This is a genomic window from Pseudomonas anatoliensis (genome assembly GCF_017976235.1).
Lineage (GTDB): Bacteria > Pseudomonadota > Gammaproteobacteria > Pseudomonadales > Pseudomonadaceae > Aquipseudomonas > Aquipseudomonas anatoliensis.
The window spans coordinates 169,647-188,263 of sequence record NZ_JACVHC010000006.1 but is presented as its reverse complement, the minus strand read 5'-3'; the positions used below and the strand labels follow the sequence as shown (position 1 = coordinate 188,263).

Annotated in this window: 16 protein-coding genes; 7 read left to right on the top strand and 9 right to left on the bottom strand. The window is 60.2% G+C overall.

Annotation, left to right across the window (positions count from 1 at the left end):
* Nucleotides 1-104 precede the first annotated feature (104 nt).
* The gene (yjgA, locus tag ICA16_RS20455) at nucleotides 105-629 is read left to right on the top strand and encodes a ribosome biogenesis factor YjgA (protein ID WP_042557656.1); all 525 of its coding nucleotides are present in this window, start codon (nucleotides 105-107) and stop codon (nucleotides 627-629) included.
* A 102-nt stretch (nucleotides 630-731) separates the two neighbouring features.
* Here the strand turns inward: yjgA and tldD are convergent, their stop codons facing one another.
* The 8 genes from tldD to mreB all read right to left on the bottom strand — a co-directional run bounded on the left by tldD (nucleotide 732) and on the right by mreB (nucleotide 11,998).
* Entirely contained in the window at nucleotides 732-2,174 is a 1,443-nt protein-coding gene (tldD, locus tag ICA16_RS20450) for a metalloprotease TldD (RefSeq protein WP_042557655.1), read from the bottom strand.
* A gap of 3 nt (nucleotides 2,175-2,177) precedes the next feature.
* The gene (locus ICA16_RS20445; protein ID WP_210701371.1) at nucleotides 2,178-3,038 is read right to left on the bottom strand and encodes a carbon-nitrogen hydrolase family protein; all 861 of its coding nucleotides are present in this window, start codon (nucleotides 3,036-3,038) and stop codon (nucleotides 2,178-2,180) included.
* Between the two features lie 135 nt (nucleotides 3,039-3,173).
* Nucleotides 3,174-6,980, bottom strand: a complete 3,807-nt coding sequence (locus tag ICA16_RS20440) for a YhdP family protein (protein ID WP_210701370.1) — start codon at nucleotides 6,978-6,980, stop codon at nucleotides 3,174-3,176.
* A 75-nt stretch (nucleotides 6,981-7,055) separates the two neighbouring features.
* Nucleotides 7,056-8,513, bottom strand: a complete 1,458-nt coding sequence (gene rng, locus ICA16_RS20435) for a ribonuclease G (protein ID WP_150604421.1) — start codon at nucleotides 8,511-8,513, stop codon at nucleotides 7,056-7,058.
* Nucleotides 8,514-8,570: 57 nt separating this feature from the next.
* Nucleotides 8,571-9,167, bottom strand: a complete 597-nt coding sequence (locus ICA16_RS20430) for a Maf family protein (protein WP_210701369.1) — start codon at nucleotides 9,165-9,167, stop codon at nucleotides 8,571-8,573.
* Nucleotides 9,168-9,203: 36 nt separating this feature from the next.
* Nucleotides 9,204-9,695, bottom strand: a complete 492-nt coding sequence (gene mreD / locus ICA16_RS20425; RefSeq protein ID WP_042557650.1) for a rod shape-determining protein MreD — start codon at nucleotides 9,693-9,695, stop codon at nucleotides 9,204-9,206.
* Nucleotides 9,695-10,819 carry a rod shape-determining protein MreC gene (gene mreC / locus ICA16_RS20420; protein WP_210701512.1) on the bottom strand — a complete coding sequence of 375 codons (1,125 nt, stop codon included), beginning with the start codon at nucleotides 10,817-10,819 and terminating at the stop codon, nucleotides 9,695-9,697. Before mreC ends, mreD begins: the two co-directional genes overlap by 1 nt.
* A gap of 141 nt (nucleotides 10,820-10,960) precedes the next feature.
* On the bottom strand, nucleotides 10,961-11,998 hold the full coding sequence (gene mreB, locus ICA16_RS20415; protein WP_002555108.1) for a rod shape-determining protein MreB: 1,038 nt from the start codon (nucleotides 11,996-11,998) through the stop codon (nucleotides 10,961-10,963).
* Nucleotides 11,999-12,209: 211 nt separating this feature from the next.
* Between mreB and gatC the strand changes: the two genes are divergently transcribed.
* The 6 genes from gatC to ICA16_RS20385 all read left to right on the top strand — a co-directional run bounded on the left by gatC (nucleotide 12,210) and on the right by ICA16_RS20385 (nucleotide 17,538).
* Entirely contained in the window at nucleotides 12,210-12,497 is a 288-nt protein-coding gene (gene gatC, locus ICA16_RS20410; RefSeq protein ID WP_007901429.1) for an Asp-tRNA(Asn)/Glu-tRNA(Gln) amidotransferase subunit GatC, read from the top strand.
* A 16-nt stretch (nucleotides 12,498-12,513) separates the two neighbouring features.
* Nucleotides 12,514-13,965 (top strand): Asp-tRNA(Asn)/Glu-tRNA(Gln) amidotransferase subunit GatA, encoded by a 1,452-nt coding sequence (gene gatA / locus ICA16_RS20405; protein WP_150604424.1) that lies wholly within the window; start codon nucleotides 12,514-12,516, stop codon nucleotides 13,963-13,965.
* A 10-nt stretch (nucleotides 13,966-13,975) separates the two neighbouring features.
* Entirely contained in the window at nucleotides 13,976-15,421 is a 1,446-nt protein-coding gene (gatB, locus tag ICA16_RS20400; protein ID WP_042557647.1) for an Asp-tRNA(Asn)/Glu-tRNA(Gln) amidotransferase subunit GatB, read from the top strand.
* Nucleotides 15,422-15,681: 260 nt separating this feature from the next.
* Complete coding sequence (locus ICA16_RS20395) at nucleotides 15,682-16,056, top strand: septal ring lytic transglycosylase RlpA family protein (RefSeq protein ID WP_150604425.1); 375 nt, start codon at nucleotides 15,682-15,684, stop codon at nucleotides 16,054-16,056.
* A 46-nt stretch (nucleotides 16,057-16,102) separates the two neighbouring features.
* On the top strand, nucleotides 16,103-17,164 hold the full coding sequence (locus tag ICA16_RS20390; RefSeq protein ID WP_150604448.1) for a calcium/sodium antiporter: 1,062 nt from the start codon (nucleotides 16,103-16,105) through the stop codon (nucleotides 17,162-17,164).
* Nucleotides 17,161-17,538, top strand: a complete 378-nt coding sequence (locus ICA16_RS20385) for a carboxymuconolactone decarboxylase family protein (RefSeq protein ID WP_042557645.1) — start codon at nucleotides 17,161-17,163, stop codon at nucleotides 17,536-17,538. Before ICA16_RS20390 ends, ICA16_RS20385 begins: the two co-directional genes overlap by 4 nt.
* Before the next feature lie 85 nt (nucleotides 17,539-17,623).
* Here the strand turns inward: ICA16_RS20385 and ICA16_RS20380 are convergent, their stop codons facing one another.
* Nucleotides 17,624-18,565 carry an AEC family transporter gene (locus ICA16_RS20380; protein WP_150604426.1) on the bottom strand — a complete coding sequence of 314 codons (942 nt, stop codon included), beginning with the start codon at nucleotides 18,563-18,565 and terminating at the stop codon, nucleotides 17,624-17,626.
* Nucleotides 18,566-18,617: the final 52 nt, after the last annotated feature.

Here is an 18,617-nt window from a genome sequence, read left to right as displayed (position 1 = left end):
ATCTCCACTCAAATTCTGCTTTCGGCTGGGGCCATCGAGCGACCGGGCCGGACAAGCGGCCCCCGACTGGTTATCATGGCGGCGTTTCTTTGCGGACTGCCACCATGGTTGATTCTTACGACGACTCCCTCGATACGGGAGAAAAAAGCAAATCTCAGGTCAAACGCGAGCTGCATGCTCTGGTTGACCTTGGCGAGCGCCTTACAACACTCAAGCCTGACTTGGTGGCAAAACTGCCACTGACCGACGCGATGCGCCGTGCCTTGGCCGATGCGCCGAAGCACACCGCGAATATCGCGCGGAAACGGCATTTGCAGTTCATCGGCAAACTGATGCGCGATCAGGACACTGACGCGATCCTCATTTTGCTCGATCAACTCGATGCCTCCACTCGTCAGTACAACGAGCGTTTCCACAATCTCGAACGCTGGCGTGACCGCCTTATCGCCGGTGATGATGCCGTGCTGGAGAAATTCGTCCTGGAATACCCGGACGCCGATCGCCAGCAACTGCGTTCCCTGATCCGTCAGGCTCAGCATGAGGTTGCGCAAAACAAAGCGCCGGCCTCAAGCCGTAAAATCTTCAAGTACATCCGTGAGCTGGACGAGACTCAACGCGGTCTGCGTTGATATTCGCCCTGCCTTGCACCCGGTAGGAGTTGCCGAAGGCTGCGATCTTTGCGATTAAAAATCAAAAGATCACAGCCTTCGGCAGCGCCTACACGCATCTATTTATGCGCCCGTGCCACCCACGGTGATCGCATCGATTTTCAGCGTCGGCTGGCCAACACCCACGGGTACCGACTGCCCATCCTTGCCGCACGTCCCCACACCGCTATCGAGCGAAAGATCGTTACCGACCATCGACACCCGGCTCATCGCCTCGGGGCCGTTGCCGATCAACGTCGCGCCCTTGACCGGCGCGGTGATCTTGCCGTCTTCGATCAGATACGCCTCGCTGGTGGAGAACACAAATTTGCCGCTGGTAATGTCGACCTGGCCACCGCCGAGGTTGGCGCAATAGATGCCTTTCTTCACCGAGGCGATGATTTCCGCCGGATCGCTTTCGCCGCCCAGCATGTAGGTGTTGGTCATCCGCGGCATCGGCAGGTGCGCGTAGGATTCACGACGACCGTTGCCGGTACGGGCCACGCCCATCAGGCGCGCGTTGAGCTTGTCCTGCATGTAGCCCTTGAGCACGCCGTTTTCGATCAGCGTGGTGCACTCGGTCGGGGTGCCTTCGTCGTCGACGCTCAGCGAGCCGCGACGGCCGCTCAAGGTGCCGTCATCGACGATGGTGCAGAGCTTGGAAGCAACCATTTCGCCCATACGACCGCTGTAGGCGGAGCTGCCCTTACGGTTGAAGTCGCCTTCCAGACCGTGGCCAACCGCTTCGTGCAGCAGCACACCGGACCAGCCCGAACCCAGCACCACCGGCAGCGTCCCGGCCGGTGCCGGAATCGCTTCCAGGTTCACCAGCGCCTGACGCAGCGCTTCACGGGCATAACCCATGGCGCGGTCTTCAGCGAGGAAATAACGGTAGTCGGTACGCCCGCCGCCGCCATGGCCGCCGCGCTCGCGACGGCCGTTCTGCTCAACGATAACGCTGACATTGAAACGCACCAGCGGCCGCACATCCGCCGCCAGACCGCCGTCGGTGGAGGCCACAAGAATGCGTTCCCAGACCCCGGCCATGCTTACGCTGACTTGCTGAATTCGCGGATCGAGCGCGCGCGTGGCGACGTCGATGCGCTTGAGCAGTTCGACTTTCTCGGCACGGCTCAACACTTCCAGCGGATTGTCCGGCGCATACAACTGGGCGACGTCCTGAGTGGTGAACGCCTGCACCGTGCCGTTCTGCCCGGCACGGGAGATCGAACGGGCCGCACGCGCCGCAGCGCCCAGGGCTTCAAGGGTGATCGCGTTGCTGTAGGCGAAACCGGTTTTTTCACCGGACTGCGCACGCACACCGACACCTTGGTCGAGATTGAAACTGCCTTCCTTGACGATGCCGTCTTCCAGCGCCCAGGACTCGGAGATCTGGCCCTGGAAATACAGGTCGGCAGCATCGATGCCAGGGCCCGCCAGATCGCCGAGAACGCTTTGCAAGCTCTCGATCGTCACGCCGCCGGGCGCCAAAAGGTGATCACTGACTGAGGACAACAACTCGCTCATGGTTTAGGCCTTAAATTCATGTTCTGAAGCAGGTCGCTGTGCGCCCTGCGAGAAAAACCGCCGATGACTCGTCACCGGCATCCGCGCCCTGATGGACGCTTGTTCATTGCTGTCGCGTTCGGCCAGCAACACCGCTTCGCCTTGATCCTGACTAGCCAGCACACGGCCCCATGGGTCGACAATCGCCGCATGCCCAAAGGTTTCTCGCGGCCCCGGATGGGTTCCGCCCTGCGCAGCCGCCAGCACATAACACTGTGTCTCGATGGCCCGCGCGCGGATCAATACATCCCAATGTGCCGCGCCGGTCACAGCGGTAAAGGCCGATGGCGCGGTAATCAACTCGGCACCGGCAGCGCGCAATTCGCTATACAGCTCCGGAAAGCGCAGGTCGTAACACACGGTCAGACCCACTTTACCGACCGGTGTATCCGCAACCACCACACCACTGCCATAAGCATAGTCATCGGATTCGCGGTAACGGCCTCGATTGTCCGCTACATCCACATCAAACAGATGCAACTTGTCATACCGTGCAACGGTTTCGCCCTGATCGTCGACCAGCAGCGAACACGCGTGCGATTTGCCCGCGGGCTGATCAACCGGCGGCAACGGCAATGTGCCGGCCACTATCCATAACTTGAGGTCGCGGGCGGCCTGTTTCAACCATGGCAGGATCGGTCCTTCGCCAAGGGCTTCAGCGCGGCCGATATCGGCGATGTCGCGACGGCCCATGGCGGCGAAGTTTTCCGGCAGCACCGCCAGCCTCGCGCCACCGGCCGCCGCCTGCTCAAGCAAGCGCCGGGCTTGGGCCAGATTGGCCAGCACGTCACTCTGGCTGACCATTTGAATCACCGCTAAAGACATGGCCGCTCCTGGCTGGAATGAATGACGATCTGTAGGAGCTGTCGCAGGCTGCGATCTTTTGATCTGGCTCTTATAAAACAAAAGCAAAGATCGCAGCCTTCGGCAGCTCCTGCACGGGCGCTTGCCTCATGCTACTCAAAAAGGTTTGTCGAAAGTGATTTTCGGCTCTTTCCACGGACCTTTGACGGTGTATTTCACACTGGCAAAGCGTGACACACGGTCGCCGATGAGCTTGTCGATCAGGAACAGCGCCCCCCCGACCGCCGGAGCACCCACAAGCAACGCGGCAATCGGCAGATTGTTGGTCACCGGTAATGTCACCAGCAACTTGGCGTCGACCTGTTCAGCCACCAGGTCCAGCTTGCCGTTGAGCTCAATGTTGCTCGATGGCCCGGTCAGGCGGATTGGCTCTTTGGTATCGTAAACACCGTTGGTCGCCACGAGCAGGCCTTTGACCCGGTCATAGCTCAGACCTTTGCCAAACAGGTCGGAGAAGTCCAGACGCAGACGACGGCCGATGGAGTTGAAGTTGAGCAGCCCGAACACTCGCAAAGCCTGCGCGCCGCCCTCCACCTCGACAAACTGGCCCTTGTTCAGCGACGCATCGAGGGTGCCGGAAAAACGCTTGGTCGCCAGCCACGCCGGCGAACCCGGCCAGCGGCCATCGACGTCCATGTGAAACTCTTGACTGGTCACACTCGGCGCGAAGCCCCAGCCCTTGAGGACATCGGCGAGGTTCTTGCCGCCGATCCGGCCCTTGAACCAGCTAGTGCTGGAACCCGGTGCACCCTCCCAGCCGCCATTGCCCTGCAACAGGATGCCTTTGAGCCCCATGTCGAGATTGTTCATGGCGATGCCTTTGCTGGTCGGGCGGATCTTCAGCGACCAGCCACCGACCAGATCCTGGCCCAGGAACAGTTGATTGATGGTGATATCCAGCGCCGGAATTTTCGTCGGATCGACAGACGCCAACGGATCAGGCGAATTCTCGTCAGCCTGCACCGTCGGATCCGGCGCCGGCAGTCGCACGTATTGCAGGTTCACCGCAATCGGCGCGTTTTTGGCGTCTGGCAGGCCAGCAGTGCCTTTGGCTTGCTGACTGTCGAGCGCCAGATTCCACGCCCCCGGTTTGCGATTCAGTTGCACCGAGGCCTGATCCAGCGTCGTGCCAAATGCTGTCAGCTTGCCGATCTTGAAATCGGCACTGCTCAACAGTTGCTTGGCATTGCCGCCCGGATCCTGTCCGGCGTACTTGCTGACCAGATCCTGCCAGGGTGCGACGTCCAGCTCCGACAGCACACCGCGAACCCGCAAACCCTTGGCGCCCGGCAACACGGCTTCGCCCTCCCCGAGGAACAACTCACCGCGGCCCTGGGCAAAATCAGCCGGCGGCGCAGCAAAGGTGAAACTGGCCAACTGACCATAACTGACCCAGTAACGCCGCTCCTGCCCTTGCAAGGTCATGCGGAAAACGGTGTCTCGACCAACATCCGCCGCCATGCCAAACGGTGCTGGCATATCGACCGCCACACCTTTGAGGTTAGAGCTGACCATCAACTGGCTATCGTTGCCGTCCAGATTCAGTTGCAACTGATAGGGAATCGTCCCGGACGCTGGCAGCGGTTGAGTGACGCCGAGCCAGTCGGTCAGTTTCTTGACTTCAACCTGCCCCGTCGCAGCGACACGGGTCTTGAGCTGGTTGGCGCTGCCATCAGCGAAAATCTGCGCAGTGACCGGCTTGTCGAACGCTCGGGCAGCGATATTCTGCCCGCTCAGACCCTTGGCGCTGTCGAAGCGGAAATCACCCTTGAGTTGCGTCAGCTCCAGTTTCGGCTCCGCCAGTTTCAGCCTTGCATTGGCGGTCTTGAAGTCGACGACGATTTTCGGCTGGTCGCCGCCCTTGTCCAGCGGCACGTCGAGTTTGAGCTTGCCTTGCAGATCCCCCGCGCCTTCCCATCCGGCAAAGGTTTCGCCAGTGCCGATCGGTGCATCCTGAAGAATCTTCAAACCGTCACCCAGACCACCCGCGAACGCACCGTCGAGGTACATATGGGTATGCTGTCCGGCCGGGACATGGGGAATATTGACGAAAACGTTGCTGACCTGGGTGTCGAGCAATTGGCCCTTGCTGGCCCAGATCCGCACGCCGCTGTCCTCGATGAACACGTCGCCAGTGACCTTGCTGACATGCGGCCAACCCGGCTGGAAGGCCAGTTCGGCGTCATGCACCTTGAAGAACAGACTGATGCTGCGATCAGCCTCCCCGGCGTTCTTGCTTAGCGAGCCTTGATACTGGAAGAAACCCTGATCCACCGCGCCTTTGAGAATCGCCGTGCGCAACCATTCATCCAGCGCCGGGCTCAGCACTTCGGGCAAGTACTTGGCGGTGTAGCGGCCGTCGCCGTCGACCAGACCGACCCGCAGGTCCATGTAGTCTTCCTGACTGTGATCGAAATGCAGACGAATCAGGAAGTCACCGGCAATCTTGCCCTCTTCGCCCAGCACCTTAAGGTACGGAGCGATCAGGGTGAAGCCGTCCTTATCAAGCTTCCAGGTGAGTCGGGCGTTGGCCTGAATGTATTGCCATGGCTTGGCGAAAATCGGATCGAGGTGCAGGACAAAATCCTTGCTGTCCATGCGCAGTTCACCACCATCGAGGTTGCCGCTGAGGCTACCGCTGACATTTCGCGCCGCCGGAGCGCCGTGATAGGCATCAAACCCGACGTTATCGAGATTGGCCGCGAAGCCGAATTTGGTTCCGTCAGTGGCATTCGGGCGGAAATCCAGCAGGACATTGCGCAGGCCGCCGGTGACCTTCAGGCGCTCCACGGCTGTGGCGACACCTTGCGGCAACGGCCCCAACGCGTTGAGCAGTGGGGTGATGGGGGTCAGGTCGAGGCGATCAGCCTGTAAGTGCCAGAGCTCTTCAACCTTGTCAGTGGCGCGGGTCTGCTGCACTTGCACTCGCGATTCCCAGCGGGTTTCACCGAAATTCATCGCCAACGAATCGAAAGTGACCGTCGCACCTTGGGCACTGTTTTCGTAATAGGCGTTGAGCGCCAGATTGTTGATCTTGATCGGCTTGCGCTCGGCGTAAGCACCGGTCAGTTGCGGGGCATTCAAACGAATCGCGGCACTTTGCAAAGTGCCCTCGGCCCAGTTCACCCAAAGCTCGCCGCCGGCTTTTATTTCGGAGAAATTCCACTGCTGGGTCAGACGCTCCGGCAGCCACTTCGACCAGTCGCTTTGCGGCAGGCTGGCGTAGCCTTCCACCGTGCTGTCGCGTAACTGGCTGGGGCGAATCCGTGTGTGCAGGCTCAGCGCGACGGGTTGGCCGTCAGGCAAGGTCAAGCGTGCGTCAAGGCGTTGTCGACTGGCACCGGTCTGCAGATTGAGACCGACATAGGTGAGCGTCATCGGCGGGTGATCCAGCGGCTGCAAGGTCACCTGACTTTCGAGTACTGACAATTGCTGGATCATTTGCGAGCGGTTGAACAGTTGCTCGGGATCCAGCGGCTGATCCTTCTGCACCGGCAAACCTTCAAGCGCCCAGGTGCCGTCCTCGGCTTCCTTGAGGCTGATCTTCAGGCCATTGAGTTCCAGATGAGCGATGCGCACTTCGCGGGCCAACAGGCTGGCCCAAAGATCGGGCACTGCCCGCACACGATCAAGACGCAAGGCATTGGCGCCGTCGCCGATCATCACGTCGTGGGCTAACAGGATCGGCGCAAAACCGCTCCAGTTGCCTTCCAGTTCGCCGATCTGCAACGGCATGCCGAGGGCGGCACTGGCCTTGTCTTCGATGTCGGCACGATATTCGGCCACCAACGGCGTCAGTTCGCGGCCGAGACTGACGTACAACGCCATCAACACCAGAACCAACGCGCACAGGCCCAGCCCCCAACGGGTGAGTGCGGCCAAAATGCGTGTCAGACGGTCCATGTCAGTTGGCTCCCATGGCAAAAATACTGCGAAAAGCTGAGGCCAGCCGCTGTGAAAAAAGGGTGACGCAGGGGTTCAGAGCAGCACCACGTCATATTGTTCCTGGGAATACATGGTTTCCACCTGGAAGCGTATGGTGCGGCCGATGAACCCTTCAAGCTCGGCGACATTCCCGGATTCCTCGTCAAGCAGCCGGTCCACCACTTTCTGGTTCGCCAGCACGCGATAACCCTCGGCCTGATAGGCCCGGGCTTCACGAAGGATCTCGCGGAAGATCTCGTAACAGATGGTTTCGGCAGTCTTCAATTTGCCGCGACCCTGGCAGCAGCTGCACGGTTCGCACAGCACTTGCTCAAGGCTTTCGCGGGTGCGCTTGCGGGTCATCTGCACCAGGCCCAACTCGGTAATACCGATGATGTTGGTCTTGGCGTGATCGCGCTCCAGCTGTTTTTCCAGGGTTCGCAGAACCTGACGCCGGTGTTCTTCATCTTCCATGTCGATGAAGTCGATGATGATGATCCCGCCCAGATTGCGCAGGCGCATCTGCCGGGCTATCGCGGTCGCCGCTTCGAGGTTGGTCTTGAAGATGGTTTCTTCGAGATTGCGATGACCAACGAAAGCGCCAGTGTTGACGTCGATGGTGGTCATGGCTTCGGCCGGATCGACCACCAGATAGCCACCGGACTTCAGCGGGACTTTGCGCTCGAGCGCTCTCTGGATTTCGTCCTCGACACCGTATAGATCGAAAATCGGTCGCTCGCCCGGATAGTGTTCCAGTCGATCGGCGATCTCCGGCATCAGTTCGGCGACGAACTGCGTGGTTTTCTGGAAGGTTTCCCGGGAATCGATGCGGATCTTCTCGATTTTCGGATTGACCAGATCGCGCAACGTGCGCAAGGCCAGGCCGAGGTCTTCATAGATCACGCTCGGCGCGCCGATGGTTTTGATCTGTTCGTTGATCTGATCCCACAGGCGCCGCAGGTAGCGGATGTCCATGAGGATCTCATCGGCCCCGGCACCTTCGGCGGCGGTCCGCAGAATGAAGCCGCCAGCCTCTTTGATGCCTTCTTTGGCGACACAATCGGTGACCACCTGCTTGAGGCGATCGCGCTCGGCTTCGTCTTCGATTTTCAGGGAAATGCCGACGTGGGCGGTGCGCGGCATGTACACCAGATAGCGCGATGGAATCGACAATTGCGTGGTCAGTCGCGCACCTTTGGAGCCGATCGGATCCTTGGTGACTTGCACCACCAGGCTCTGGCCTTCGTGCACCAGCGAGCTGATGCTTTCCACCGCCGGGCCTTCGCGCAGAGAGATTTCCGCGGCATGAATGAACGCCGCACGATCGAGGCCGATGTCGACGAAGGCTGCCTGCATACCCGGCAGTACCCGGACAATCTTGCCTTTATAGATGTTGCCGACGATGCCGCGCTTTTGCGTGCGCTCCACGTGGACTTCTTGCAGCACACCGTTTTCGACCACCGCCACGCGCGATTCCATCGGCGTTATGTTGATCAGAATCTCTTCACTCATGGCAGGATCTCGTTCAGGCGTGTTCACGATAATGGCCGCATCTTGTTCGTACGACGCTTATTGCGCGTTCAGGTTTTGCCAACAGGGTATGCCGAAATGGCCCAACAGTTCTGCGGTTTCGCAAACGGGCAGCCCGACCACCGCTGAATAGCTGCCATTGAGCCCCGCGACAAACACCGCGCCGAGCCCTTGAATCCCATAACCACCGGCCTTGTCCCTGGGTTCACCGCTGGCCCAGTAGGCAGCGGCCTCTTCGCGGCTGATCGGCCGGAACCGTACCAGGCTGCGCACCACCCGCGACTCGCAGCGCTCGCCTTCGAGCACAGCGATGGCGGTCAGCACTTCATGTTCTTTGCCGGACAACATCATCAGCATGGCGCATGCATCGGCTTCGTCCACCGGTTTGCCAAGAATTTTGCCATCGAGCACCACCGCAGTATCGGCGCCCAGAACGCAAAACGGCGCAGCCGAAACAAGCGTGCGCCGCCCGGCCTCGGCTTTGCCGCGCGCGAGGCGTTCGACGTAGGCCACAGGTGATTCTTCGGGGAATGGAGTTTCATCGATGTCCGCACTGATGGCGGAAAAAGGAATGCCGATCTGCGTGAGCAATTCACGTCGACGCGGCGATCCGGAGGCAAGGTAAAGCGGCTTCATCAAAACATCCCCTGTTCAGTGGCCTGCTTCACCGGCTCAATTGATTTTGTAGCGGCGGCGTAATCCACGCAAAGCGAAACTGATCCAGGGCCACAGCAAGGCACTGGTCAGTGCCGGCAGCACCAGCGCCAGGGTCGGCTGACGGTTACCGGTCAAGGCACTGAGCCACAACTGCACCAGTTGCGCGAGCCCGAAAATCACCAGAATCACCAGACACTGTTGCCACATCGGGAACATGCGCAGGCGCTGCTGCAATGACAGCACCAGGAAAGTGATCAGCGTGAGAACGAGCGCGTTCTGCCCAAACAGATCGCCCTGCAGCACATCTTCGGCCAGGCCCAGGCAGAACGCCGTGACCATACCCACCGCGTGCGGCATGTAAAGCGCCCAGAACGTCAGCAGCAAGGCCAGCCAAAGCGGACGCAGGATTTCCATGAAGATCGGTAACGGCGAAACGCTGAGCAATATGCCAACAACGAAGGTCAGCCAGATGATCCAGCCATTTCGGGAGGCTTTGACACCGACCATTATTCTCGTCCCCCAGTGGTGGCTGGCGCCGTTGCCGGCGGTTTGGCAGGTGGTTTGCTGGCGGCAGGAGAAGACGCCGGGGGCTTGGTCGCCGCCGGTGCGGCCGCAGGCGGCTTGCTCGCAGCAGGTTTGGCCGGGGTCGCGGCAGGCGTCGTAGCAGCCGGGGTTTGCTCGGCAGCCGGAGCAGCCGGCGCCGGCATGACCAACGGCCGGGAAACTACCGAGGCCGGCATCGGACCGCCGCCATGGGCATCCAGAGCTTCTTGAGCTTGCGCGGCGTCGTTGGCGCGCTCCTCGGCGGTGCGTGAGTCGCTGAACACCAGAAGCAGGTAGCGGCTGCGGTTCAAAGCAGCGGTCGGCACTGCGCGCACGATCGCGAACGGTTGGCCGGAGTCATGGATCACTTCCTTGACCGTCGCCACCGGGTAACCGGCCGGGAAGCGCTGGCCGAGACCGGAGCTGACCAGCAAATCGCCTTCTTTGATATCCGCCGTGTCGGCGACATGCCGCAGTTCCAGGCGTTCAGGGTTGCCGGTGCCGCTGGCAATCGCCCGCAGACCGTTACGGTTCACCTGCACAGGAATGCTGTGAGTGGTGTCGGTCAACAGCAGTACACGGGAGGTGTAAGGCATCAACTCGACCACCTGCCCCATCAAACCGCGCGCATCGAGCACCGGTTGACCAAGCACCACGCCGTCGCGCTCACCTTTATTGATGATGATGCGATGGGTGAAGGGGTTGGGGTCCATGCCGATCAACTCGGCCACTTCGACCTTTTCGTTGACCAGCGCGGAAGAATTAAGCAACTCGCGCAGCCGGACGTTCTGCTCGGTCAGCGCGGCAAGCTTTTGCATGCGGCCCTGATACAGCAGGTTTTCGGTCTTGAGTTTTTCGTTTTCGGCGACAAGCTCGGTGCGACTGCCGAACTGACTGGCGATACCGTCCCACAGCCGTCCGGGCAGGTCGGTGATCCAGTAGGCGTCCATCAACACCAGCGACGCTTGTTTGCGCGCGGGCTTGAGCAGGTCGAAGCGGGCATCGACCACCATCAGTGCGACCGACAACACGGCCAGCACCAGCAGGCGCACACCCAGCGAAGGGCCTTTGGCGAAAAGCGGTTTAATAAGCCGCTCCTCCCAGGCAAATGTTCTGTTTATTCATACGGCATCAAACCGGCCTGGATGAAGACTGACAGAAGATAAACGCCAACAGGCAGCACTGCAAAGTGCTGCCTGTGCGCTCACCCACGTATTGCACTCGGCGACTTATTCGCTCGAGAGCAGATCCATGGTGTGCTTATCCATCATTTCCAATGCACGGCCACCGCCGCGAGCAACACAGGTCAGCGGATCTTCGGCAACGATCACCGGCAGACCGGTTTCCTGGGCCAGCAGCTTGTCGAGGTCACGCAGCAGCGCGCCACCACCGGTCAGCACCAGGCCACGCTCGGCGATGTCGGAAGCCAGTTCCGGCGGCGATTGCTCCAGCGCACTCTTCACTGCCTGAACGATGGTGGCCAGAGACTCTTGCAGAGCTTCCAGCACTTCGTTGGAGTTCAGGGTGAATGCGCGTGGAACGCCTTCTGCCAGGTTACGACCGCGAACGTCGACTTCGCGAACTTCGCCGCCCGGGTAGGCCGTACCGATTTCCTGTTTGATGCGCTCTGCGGTGGATTCACCGATCAGGCTGCCGTAGTTACGGCGCACATAAGTGATGATCGCTTCGTCGAAGCGGTCGCCACCAACGCGTACGGATTCGGCGTAAACCACACCGTTCAGGGAGATCAGTGCGATTTCAGTGGTACCACCACCGATATCGACGACCATCGAACCGCGTGCTTCTTCAACCGGCAGACCGGCACCGATCGCTGCAGCCATTGGCTCTTCGATCAGGAACACTTCACGGGCACCGGCACCGAGGGCCGATTCACGGATGGCGCGACGCTCAACCTGGGTGGATTTGCATGGAACGCAGATCAGCACACGAGGGCTAGGCTGCAGAAAACTGTTTTCGTGAACCTTGTTGATGAAATATTGCAGCATCTTTTCGCAGACGCTGAAGTCGGCGATCACGCCGTCTTTCATCGGACGAATGGCAGCAATGTTGCCCGGCGTACGGCCGAGCATGCGCTTGGCCTCGGTGCCGACAGCAACGACACTTTTCTGATTACCGTGTGTCCGAATGGCCACAACCGATGGCTCATTCAGGACGATACCGCGCTCGCGCACGTAAATAAGGGTGTTGGCAGTGCCCAGGTCAATGGAAAGATCGCTGGAAAACATGCCACGCAGTTTCTTGAACATGGGAAAGGGACCCTAGGCAACGCGTGGGTAAAAAAGTGCGGCAAACTCTAACAACGACAGGGATTTTGGGCAAGGCGCCAATATGTTAAATTGGCCGCTTTTCTGTGCACCAAGCCCCACAATCGCGGCCTTATGACCGTAGAAGTGCGGTAGTGTTCCGACAATCTAACACACGGACGCCGTCCGTTCTGTTTTCCACTGGAGAATCCCGATGGCACTAGAACGCTCCGACGTGGAAAAAATCGCGCATTTGGCCTGCCTTGGCCTTAATGATGCCGATCTTCCGCACATCACCTCGGCCCTCAACAGCATTCTCGGTCTGGTCGACGAAATGCAGGCTGTTAATACCGACGGTATCGAGCCATTGGCCCACCCGCTGGAAGCCAGTCAGCGCCTGCGCGCCGACGTCGTGACCGAAACAAATCACCGCGAGGCCTACCAGTCCATCGCACCAGCGGTCGAAAACGGCCTGTATCTGGTTCCGAAAGTCATCGACTAAAGGGAAAGAGCCTGCAATGCATCAAATGACTCTGGCCGAGATCGCTCGCGGTCTCGCCGATAAAAAGTTTTCCTCCGAAGAGCTGACCAAAGTCCTGCTGGCGCGTATTTCCCAGCTCGATCCGCAGCTCAACAGTTTCATCAGCCTCACCGAAGAGCTGGCGCTTGAGCAGGCGAAAGCCGCCGACGCACGCCGTGCCAACGGTGAGAGCGGCGCCCTGCTGGGTGCGCCGATCGCCCACAAAGACCTGTTCTGCACCCAGGGCATTCGCACCAGCTGCGGCTCGAAGATGCTCGACAATTTCAAGGCTCCGTACGACGCCACCGTGGTCGCCAAACTGGCCGCTGCCGGCGCTGTGACCCTGGGCAAGACCAACATGGACGAATTCGCCATGGGTTCGGCCAACGAGTCGAGCTGGTACGGCGCGGTGAAAAACCCGTGGAATCTGGAACACGTGCCGGGCGGTTCGTCCGGTGGTTCGGCGGCGGCCGTTGCCGCTCGTCTGTTGCCAGCGGCCACCGCCACTGACACCGGCGGCTCGATCCGTCAGCCCGCCGCGTTCACCAACCTCACCGGCCTGAAACCGACGTACGGTCGTGTTTCGCGCTGGGGCATGATCGCTTACGCCTCCAGCCTCGATCAGGGCGGCCCGTTGGCACGCACTGCCGAAGACTGCGCAATTATGTTGCAAGGTATGGCCGGCTTCGATCAGAACGACTCCACCAGCATCGATGAGCCTGTGCCGGATTACTCCGCCAGCCTCAACGAGTCGCTGCAAGGCCTGCGCATCGGTGTGCCGAAGGAATACTTCAGCGCCGGTCTCGACCCGCGCATTGCCGAGCTGATCCAGAACAGCATCAAAGAGCTGCAGAAGCTCGGTGCCGTGATCAAGGAAATCAGCCTGCCGAACATGCAGCACGCGATTCCTGCGTACTACGTTATTGCGCCGGCAGAAGCCTCCTCCAACCTGTCGCGTTTCGACGGCGTGCGTTTCGGCCATCGCTGCGAGAACCCGGAAAACCTCATCGACCTGTACAAGCGCTCCCGTGGCGAAGGCTTCGGGCCTGAAGTGCAGCGCCGGATCATGGTCGGTGCCTACGCGCTGTCCGCCGGTTACTACGATGCCTACTACCTCAAGGCGCAGAAGATTCGCCGTTTGGTGAAGAACGATTTCATGGCTGCCTTTAATGAGGTCGACATCATCCTCGGCCCAACCACGCCGAACCCGGCCTGGAAACTCGGCGCCAAGAACAGCGACCCGGTCGCTGCCTATCTGGAAGACGTCTACACCATCACCGCCAACCTCGCGGGCCTGCCGGGCCTGTCGATGCCAGCCGGTTTTGTCGACGGTCTGCCGGTCGGCGTGCAGCTGCTCGCTCCGTATTTCCAGGAAGGCCGTTTGCTCAACGTTGCGCATCAGTATCAGTTGAACACTGACTGGCACACCCGCACCCCAACCGGCTTCTGAGGAGACACACATGCAATGGGAAGTCGTGATCGGGCTGGAGATTCATACCCAGCTCACCACCCGGTCGAAAATCTTTTCCGGTAGTTCGACCACGTTCGGCTCCGAGCCGAACACTCAGGCGAGCCTGATCGACCTGGGCATGCCCGGCGTGTTGCCGGTGCTGAACCAGGAAGCAGTGCGCATGGCGGTGATGTTCGGTCTGGCGATTGACGCCGAGATCGGTCAGCACAACGTGTTCGCGCGTAAAAACTACTTCTACCCGGATCTGCCGAAGGGCTACCAGATCAGCCAGATGGAATTGCCGATCGTCGGCAAGGGCCACCTGGACATCGCGCTGGAAGACGGCACGGTCAAACGTGTCGGCATCACCCGCGCGCACCTGGAAGAAGACGCCGGCAAGAGCCTGCATGAAGAATTCAACGGTGCCACCGGCATCGACCTGAACCGTGCCGGCACGCCGTTGCTGGAAATCGTTTCCGAGCCGGACATGCGCAGTGCCAAGGAAGCCGTGGCTTACGTCAAGGCAATCCACGCGCTGGTCCGCTATCTGGGCATCTGCGACGGCAACATGGCCGAAGGTTCGCTGCGTTGCGACTGCAACGTGTCGATCCGTCCAAAAGGCCAGGTTGAATTCGGCACGCGCTGCGAGATCAAGAACGTCAACTCGTTCCGTTTCATCGAGAAGGCGATCAACTCCGAGATCCAGCGTCAGATCGAGCTGATCGAAGACGGCGGCAAAGTGATCCAGCAGACCCGTCTGTACGATCCGAACAAGGACGAGACCCGTCCGATGCGTTCCAAAGAGGAAGCCAACGACTACCGTTACTTCCCCGACCCGGACCTGCTGCCAGTGGTCATCGAAGAGTCGTTCCTCGGCGAGGTGCGCGCCACCCTGCCGGAACTGCCTCCGCAGAAACGCGAGCGCTTCCAGGAGCAATTCGGTTTGTCGGTCTATGACGCCAGCGTCCTGGCCACCAGCCGCGAACAAGCCGACTACTTCGAGAAAGTCGCAGCCATCGGCGGCGACGCCAAACTGGCGGCGAACTGGGTGATGGTCGAGTTGGGCAGCCTGCTCAACAAGCAAGGCCTGGACATCGACGAATCGCCGGTTTCGGCCGAGCAATTGGGCGGCATGCTGCAGCGCATCAAGGACAACACCATCTCTGGCAAGATCGCCAAGGTAGTGTTCGAAGCGATGGCCAACGGTGAAGGCAGCGCAGACGAGATCATCGAAAAGCGTGGCCTGAAGCAAGTGACCGACAGCGGCGCGATCTCTGCGGTGCTGGACGAAATGCTCGCGGCCAACGCCGAGCAAGTCGAGCAATACCGCGCGGCAGACGAAGCCAAACGCGGCAAGATGTTCGGCTTCTTCGTCGGCCAGGCCATGAAAGCCTCCAAAGGCAAGGCCAACCCGCAGCAAGTGAACGAACTGCTGAAAAGCAAGCTCGAAGGCTGATGAAAATGGAGCCAGACCTAAAACCTGGCTCTATCCCCTGTGGGGAATAACCTTCTGTGGCTGGTGCATGTTTGTGGTGAGGGGATTTATCCCCGATGGACTGCGAAGCAGCCCCAAAACCTGAGTTCTCGATTTGTCAGATACAAATCGTACTCAGAGATTGGGGCCGCTTCGCGACCCATCGGGGATAAATCCCCTCGCCACAGGAAGCTCATCCTCCACACAGGCTCACTCCTGCATTAGTTTCGGGAAACCTTTGAATGAAGCGTCTGCTCCTGGGCTGCGCCCTGCTCTCCTTACTCGCCGGTTGCGCCAGCACCGACATCATCGACCCGCACGGTTACGACCAGACCGGCGTCGCCTCCTATTACGGAGCCAAACACCACGGTAAACGCACCGCCAGTGGCGAAGCGTTCAACCAGAATGCCCTGACCGCCGCCCACCGCCAGCTACCCTTCGGTACCCGGGTGAAAGTCACCAATCTTAAAAACGATGAATCCGTCGTGGTCCGTATCAACGATCGCGGCCCACACACCCGTGGGCGCTTGATCGATGTGTCTCGCGGGGCGGCCGAACAACTCGGTATGCTGCGCAGCGGCACTGCACGGGTTCGTGTGCAGGCCCTCGACGACTGATGGAGCGCCCACCATTTTCGCCTTAGCCGATTTGCCGCTGATCAGCCTGATCGAATTGTTTGCCGGGCTGTGCCTGCTGATCTTCGGCGCCGAACTGATGGTGCGCGCGGCAGTGCGCCTGGCTGCGCGACTGCATGTGCGGCCGCTGATCATCGGCCTCACGGTGGTCGCGTTTGGCAGCAGTGCGCCGCAAATGGCCGTCAGCCTGCAAGCGGCACAGGCGCATACCCCGGACATTGCGGTCAGCAGTGTGATCGGCAGCAGCATCTTCAATATCCTGGTGACCCTTGGCCTGTCGGCGCTGATCATTCCGTTGCGCGTGTCGCGGCAGTTGGTGCGTCTGGATATTCCGCTGATGATCGGCGCCAGTCTGCTGGTGTTCTTGCTGGCGTGGAATGAAGAGCTCGGTCGCCTCGATGGCATCCTGTTGCTGAGCGCACTGGCGCTGTATCTGGGTTTGCTGCTGCGCCAGTCGCGGCATTCGGCACGCCCCCATTCGGAACAACCTGAAACTGCGCCGGCGTCGTGGTTCGTCAGTGGGCTGATGATCATTGTCGGCCTGGCCATGCTGGTGTTCGCCGGACGCCTATTGCTCGGCGCCGCTGTCGTGGTGGCCACCGACCTTGGATTCTCCGAGCGAGTGATCGGCCTCACTGTCGTTGCTGTCGGCACTTCGCTGCCAGAACTCGCGACGTCGCTGATTGCGGCTCTGCGCGGGCAGCGGGACATCGCCGTGGGCAACGTGATCGGCGCCAATCTGTTCAATCTGCTTGGGGTGCTTGGGCTTACTGCACTGATCGCACCGATGCCTTTGTCTGTCTCGCCCAATGCGCTGGATTTCGATTTGCCGGTGATGCTTGGTGTCGCCGCATTGTGTCTGCCGGTGTTCTATTCCGGCTACCGCGTGACCCGCGTCGAAGGTCTGCTGCTGCTCGGTTTGTATCTGGTGTACGGGCTGCACGTGGTGTCGTTCACCACCGGTATGCCACTGGCCGGCAAACTGGAGCGGCTGATGTTGTTTTACGTTCTGCCGCCGCTGCTGGCGTTTTTGCTGTTCACGTCCGTACGCGCCTGGCGCCGCCAACACCACAAGAGGGATATGCCATGACCGAATCGAAGAAGTCCGGGGTTGAAGTCCGCCGTCAGGTAATGGGCGATGTGTTTGTCGACCGCGCACTGGGCAATGCCACCGAGTTCACCCAGCCGTTGCAAGATTTCGTCAACGAACATGCCTGGGGCGGCGTGTGGAATCGCGAAGGTCTGCCGCTGAAAACCCGCAGCCTGATTACCTTGGCCGCGCTGACCGCGCTGAAGTGCCCGCAAGAGCTGAAGGGCCATGTGCGCGGAGCGCTGAACAACGGCTGCACCGTGGAAGAGATTCGCGAAGCGCTGCTGCATTGCGCGGTGTATGCCGGTGTGCCGGCGGCGATTGATGCATTTCGGGCGGCGCAGGAAGTGATCGACAGTTATCAGAAAAGCTAAAAGATCGCAGCCTTCGGCAGCTCCTACAGTGAAATGCGCTCCCCTGTAGGAGCTGCCGGAGGCTGCGATCCTTTGATCTTGCCCTTCAGATCCACCCGCCCCACTGCAAGATGAAGATACCGACGTTGGTGGTGATCGCCGCCATCAGCGTGGTCAGCACAATAATCGCCGCCGCCAGTTCATGATTACCCTGCGCCGCCCGCGCCATGACAAAACTGGCTGCCGCCGTCGGGCTGCCGAAGTACAGAAACAGAATCCCCAGCTCCGCCCCGCGAAACCCGCACAGCCATGCGCCAAAGGTCGCGAGCACCGGCAAGCCGATCATCTTCACCAGACTTGAGCTGAGCGCCATGTTGCCGCTCTTGCGCAGCGCCGCCAGTGACAGCGTGCCGCCAATGCAGATCAACGCCAGCGGCAAGGTGGTTTGCGCCAGATACTGGCCAGAAGTTTCCAGCCATCCCGGCAGACTGATCTTGAAGTAGGCAAACGGCGCCGCCGCGATCACGCTGATGATCAGCGGATTGCTGAACACACTTTTGCAGATGCTCCACGGATCGGATTTGATCACCGGGCTGTAGACCGCCAGCACAATGGTCGAGAGCGTGTTGTAGAACAGGATCACCAGCGCCGCGAGAATCGCCCCAAGCGAAATGCCGTAATCGCCATACATGCTCGCGGCAAGTGCCAGGCCGATCACCCCGTTATTGCCGCGAAACGCGCCTTGGGTATAGATGCCGCGATCTTCGCGCGGACACTTGAAAATCGCCCAGCCCCAAGCGACGGCAAAACTCACCAGCGTGGCAATCGAGAAGTAGATCAGCAGTGCCGGTTGCAACGCGGCGTGCAGGTCGGCATGCAGAATGCCGAGGAACAGCAGCGCCGGCATGGTGACGTTGAACACCAGCGACGATGCCGTGTGGATAAAGTTGTCGTTGATCCAGTCGATGCGCTTGAGCAGCACACCGAGAAACAGCATGGCAAACACCGGCGCGGTGATGTTCAGGGTTTCGAGGAAAATTGCCAGCATGCCGGGGAGCCTTGGGTGAGCGTCGTTAGGGGCCTAATGATAAGCCACTGAG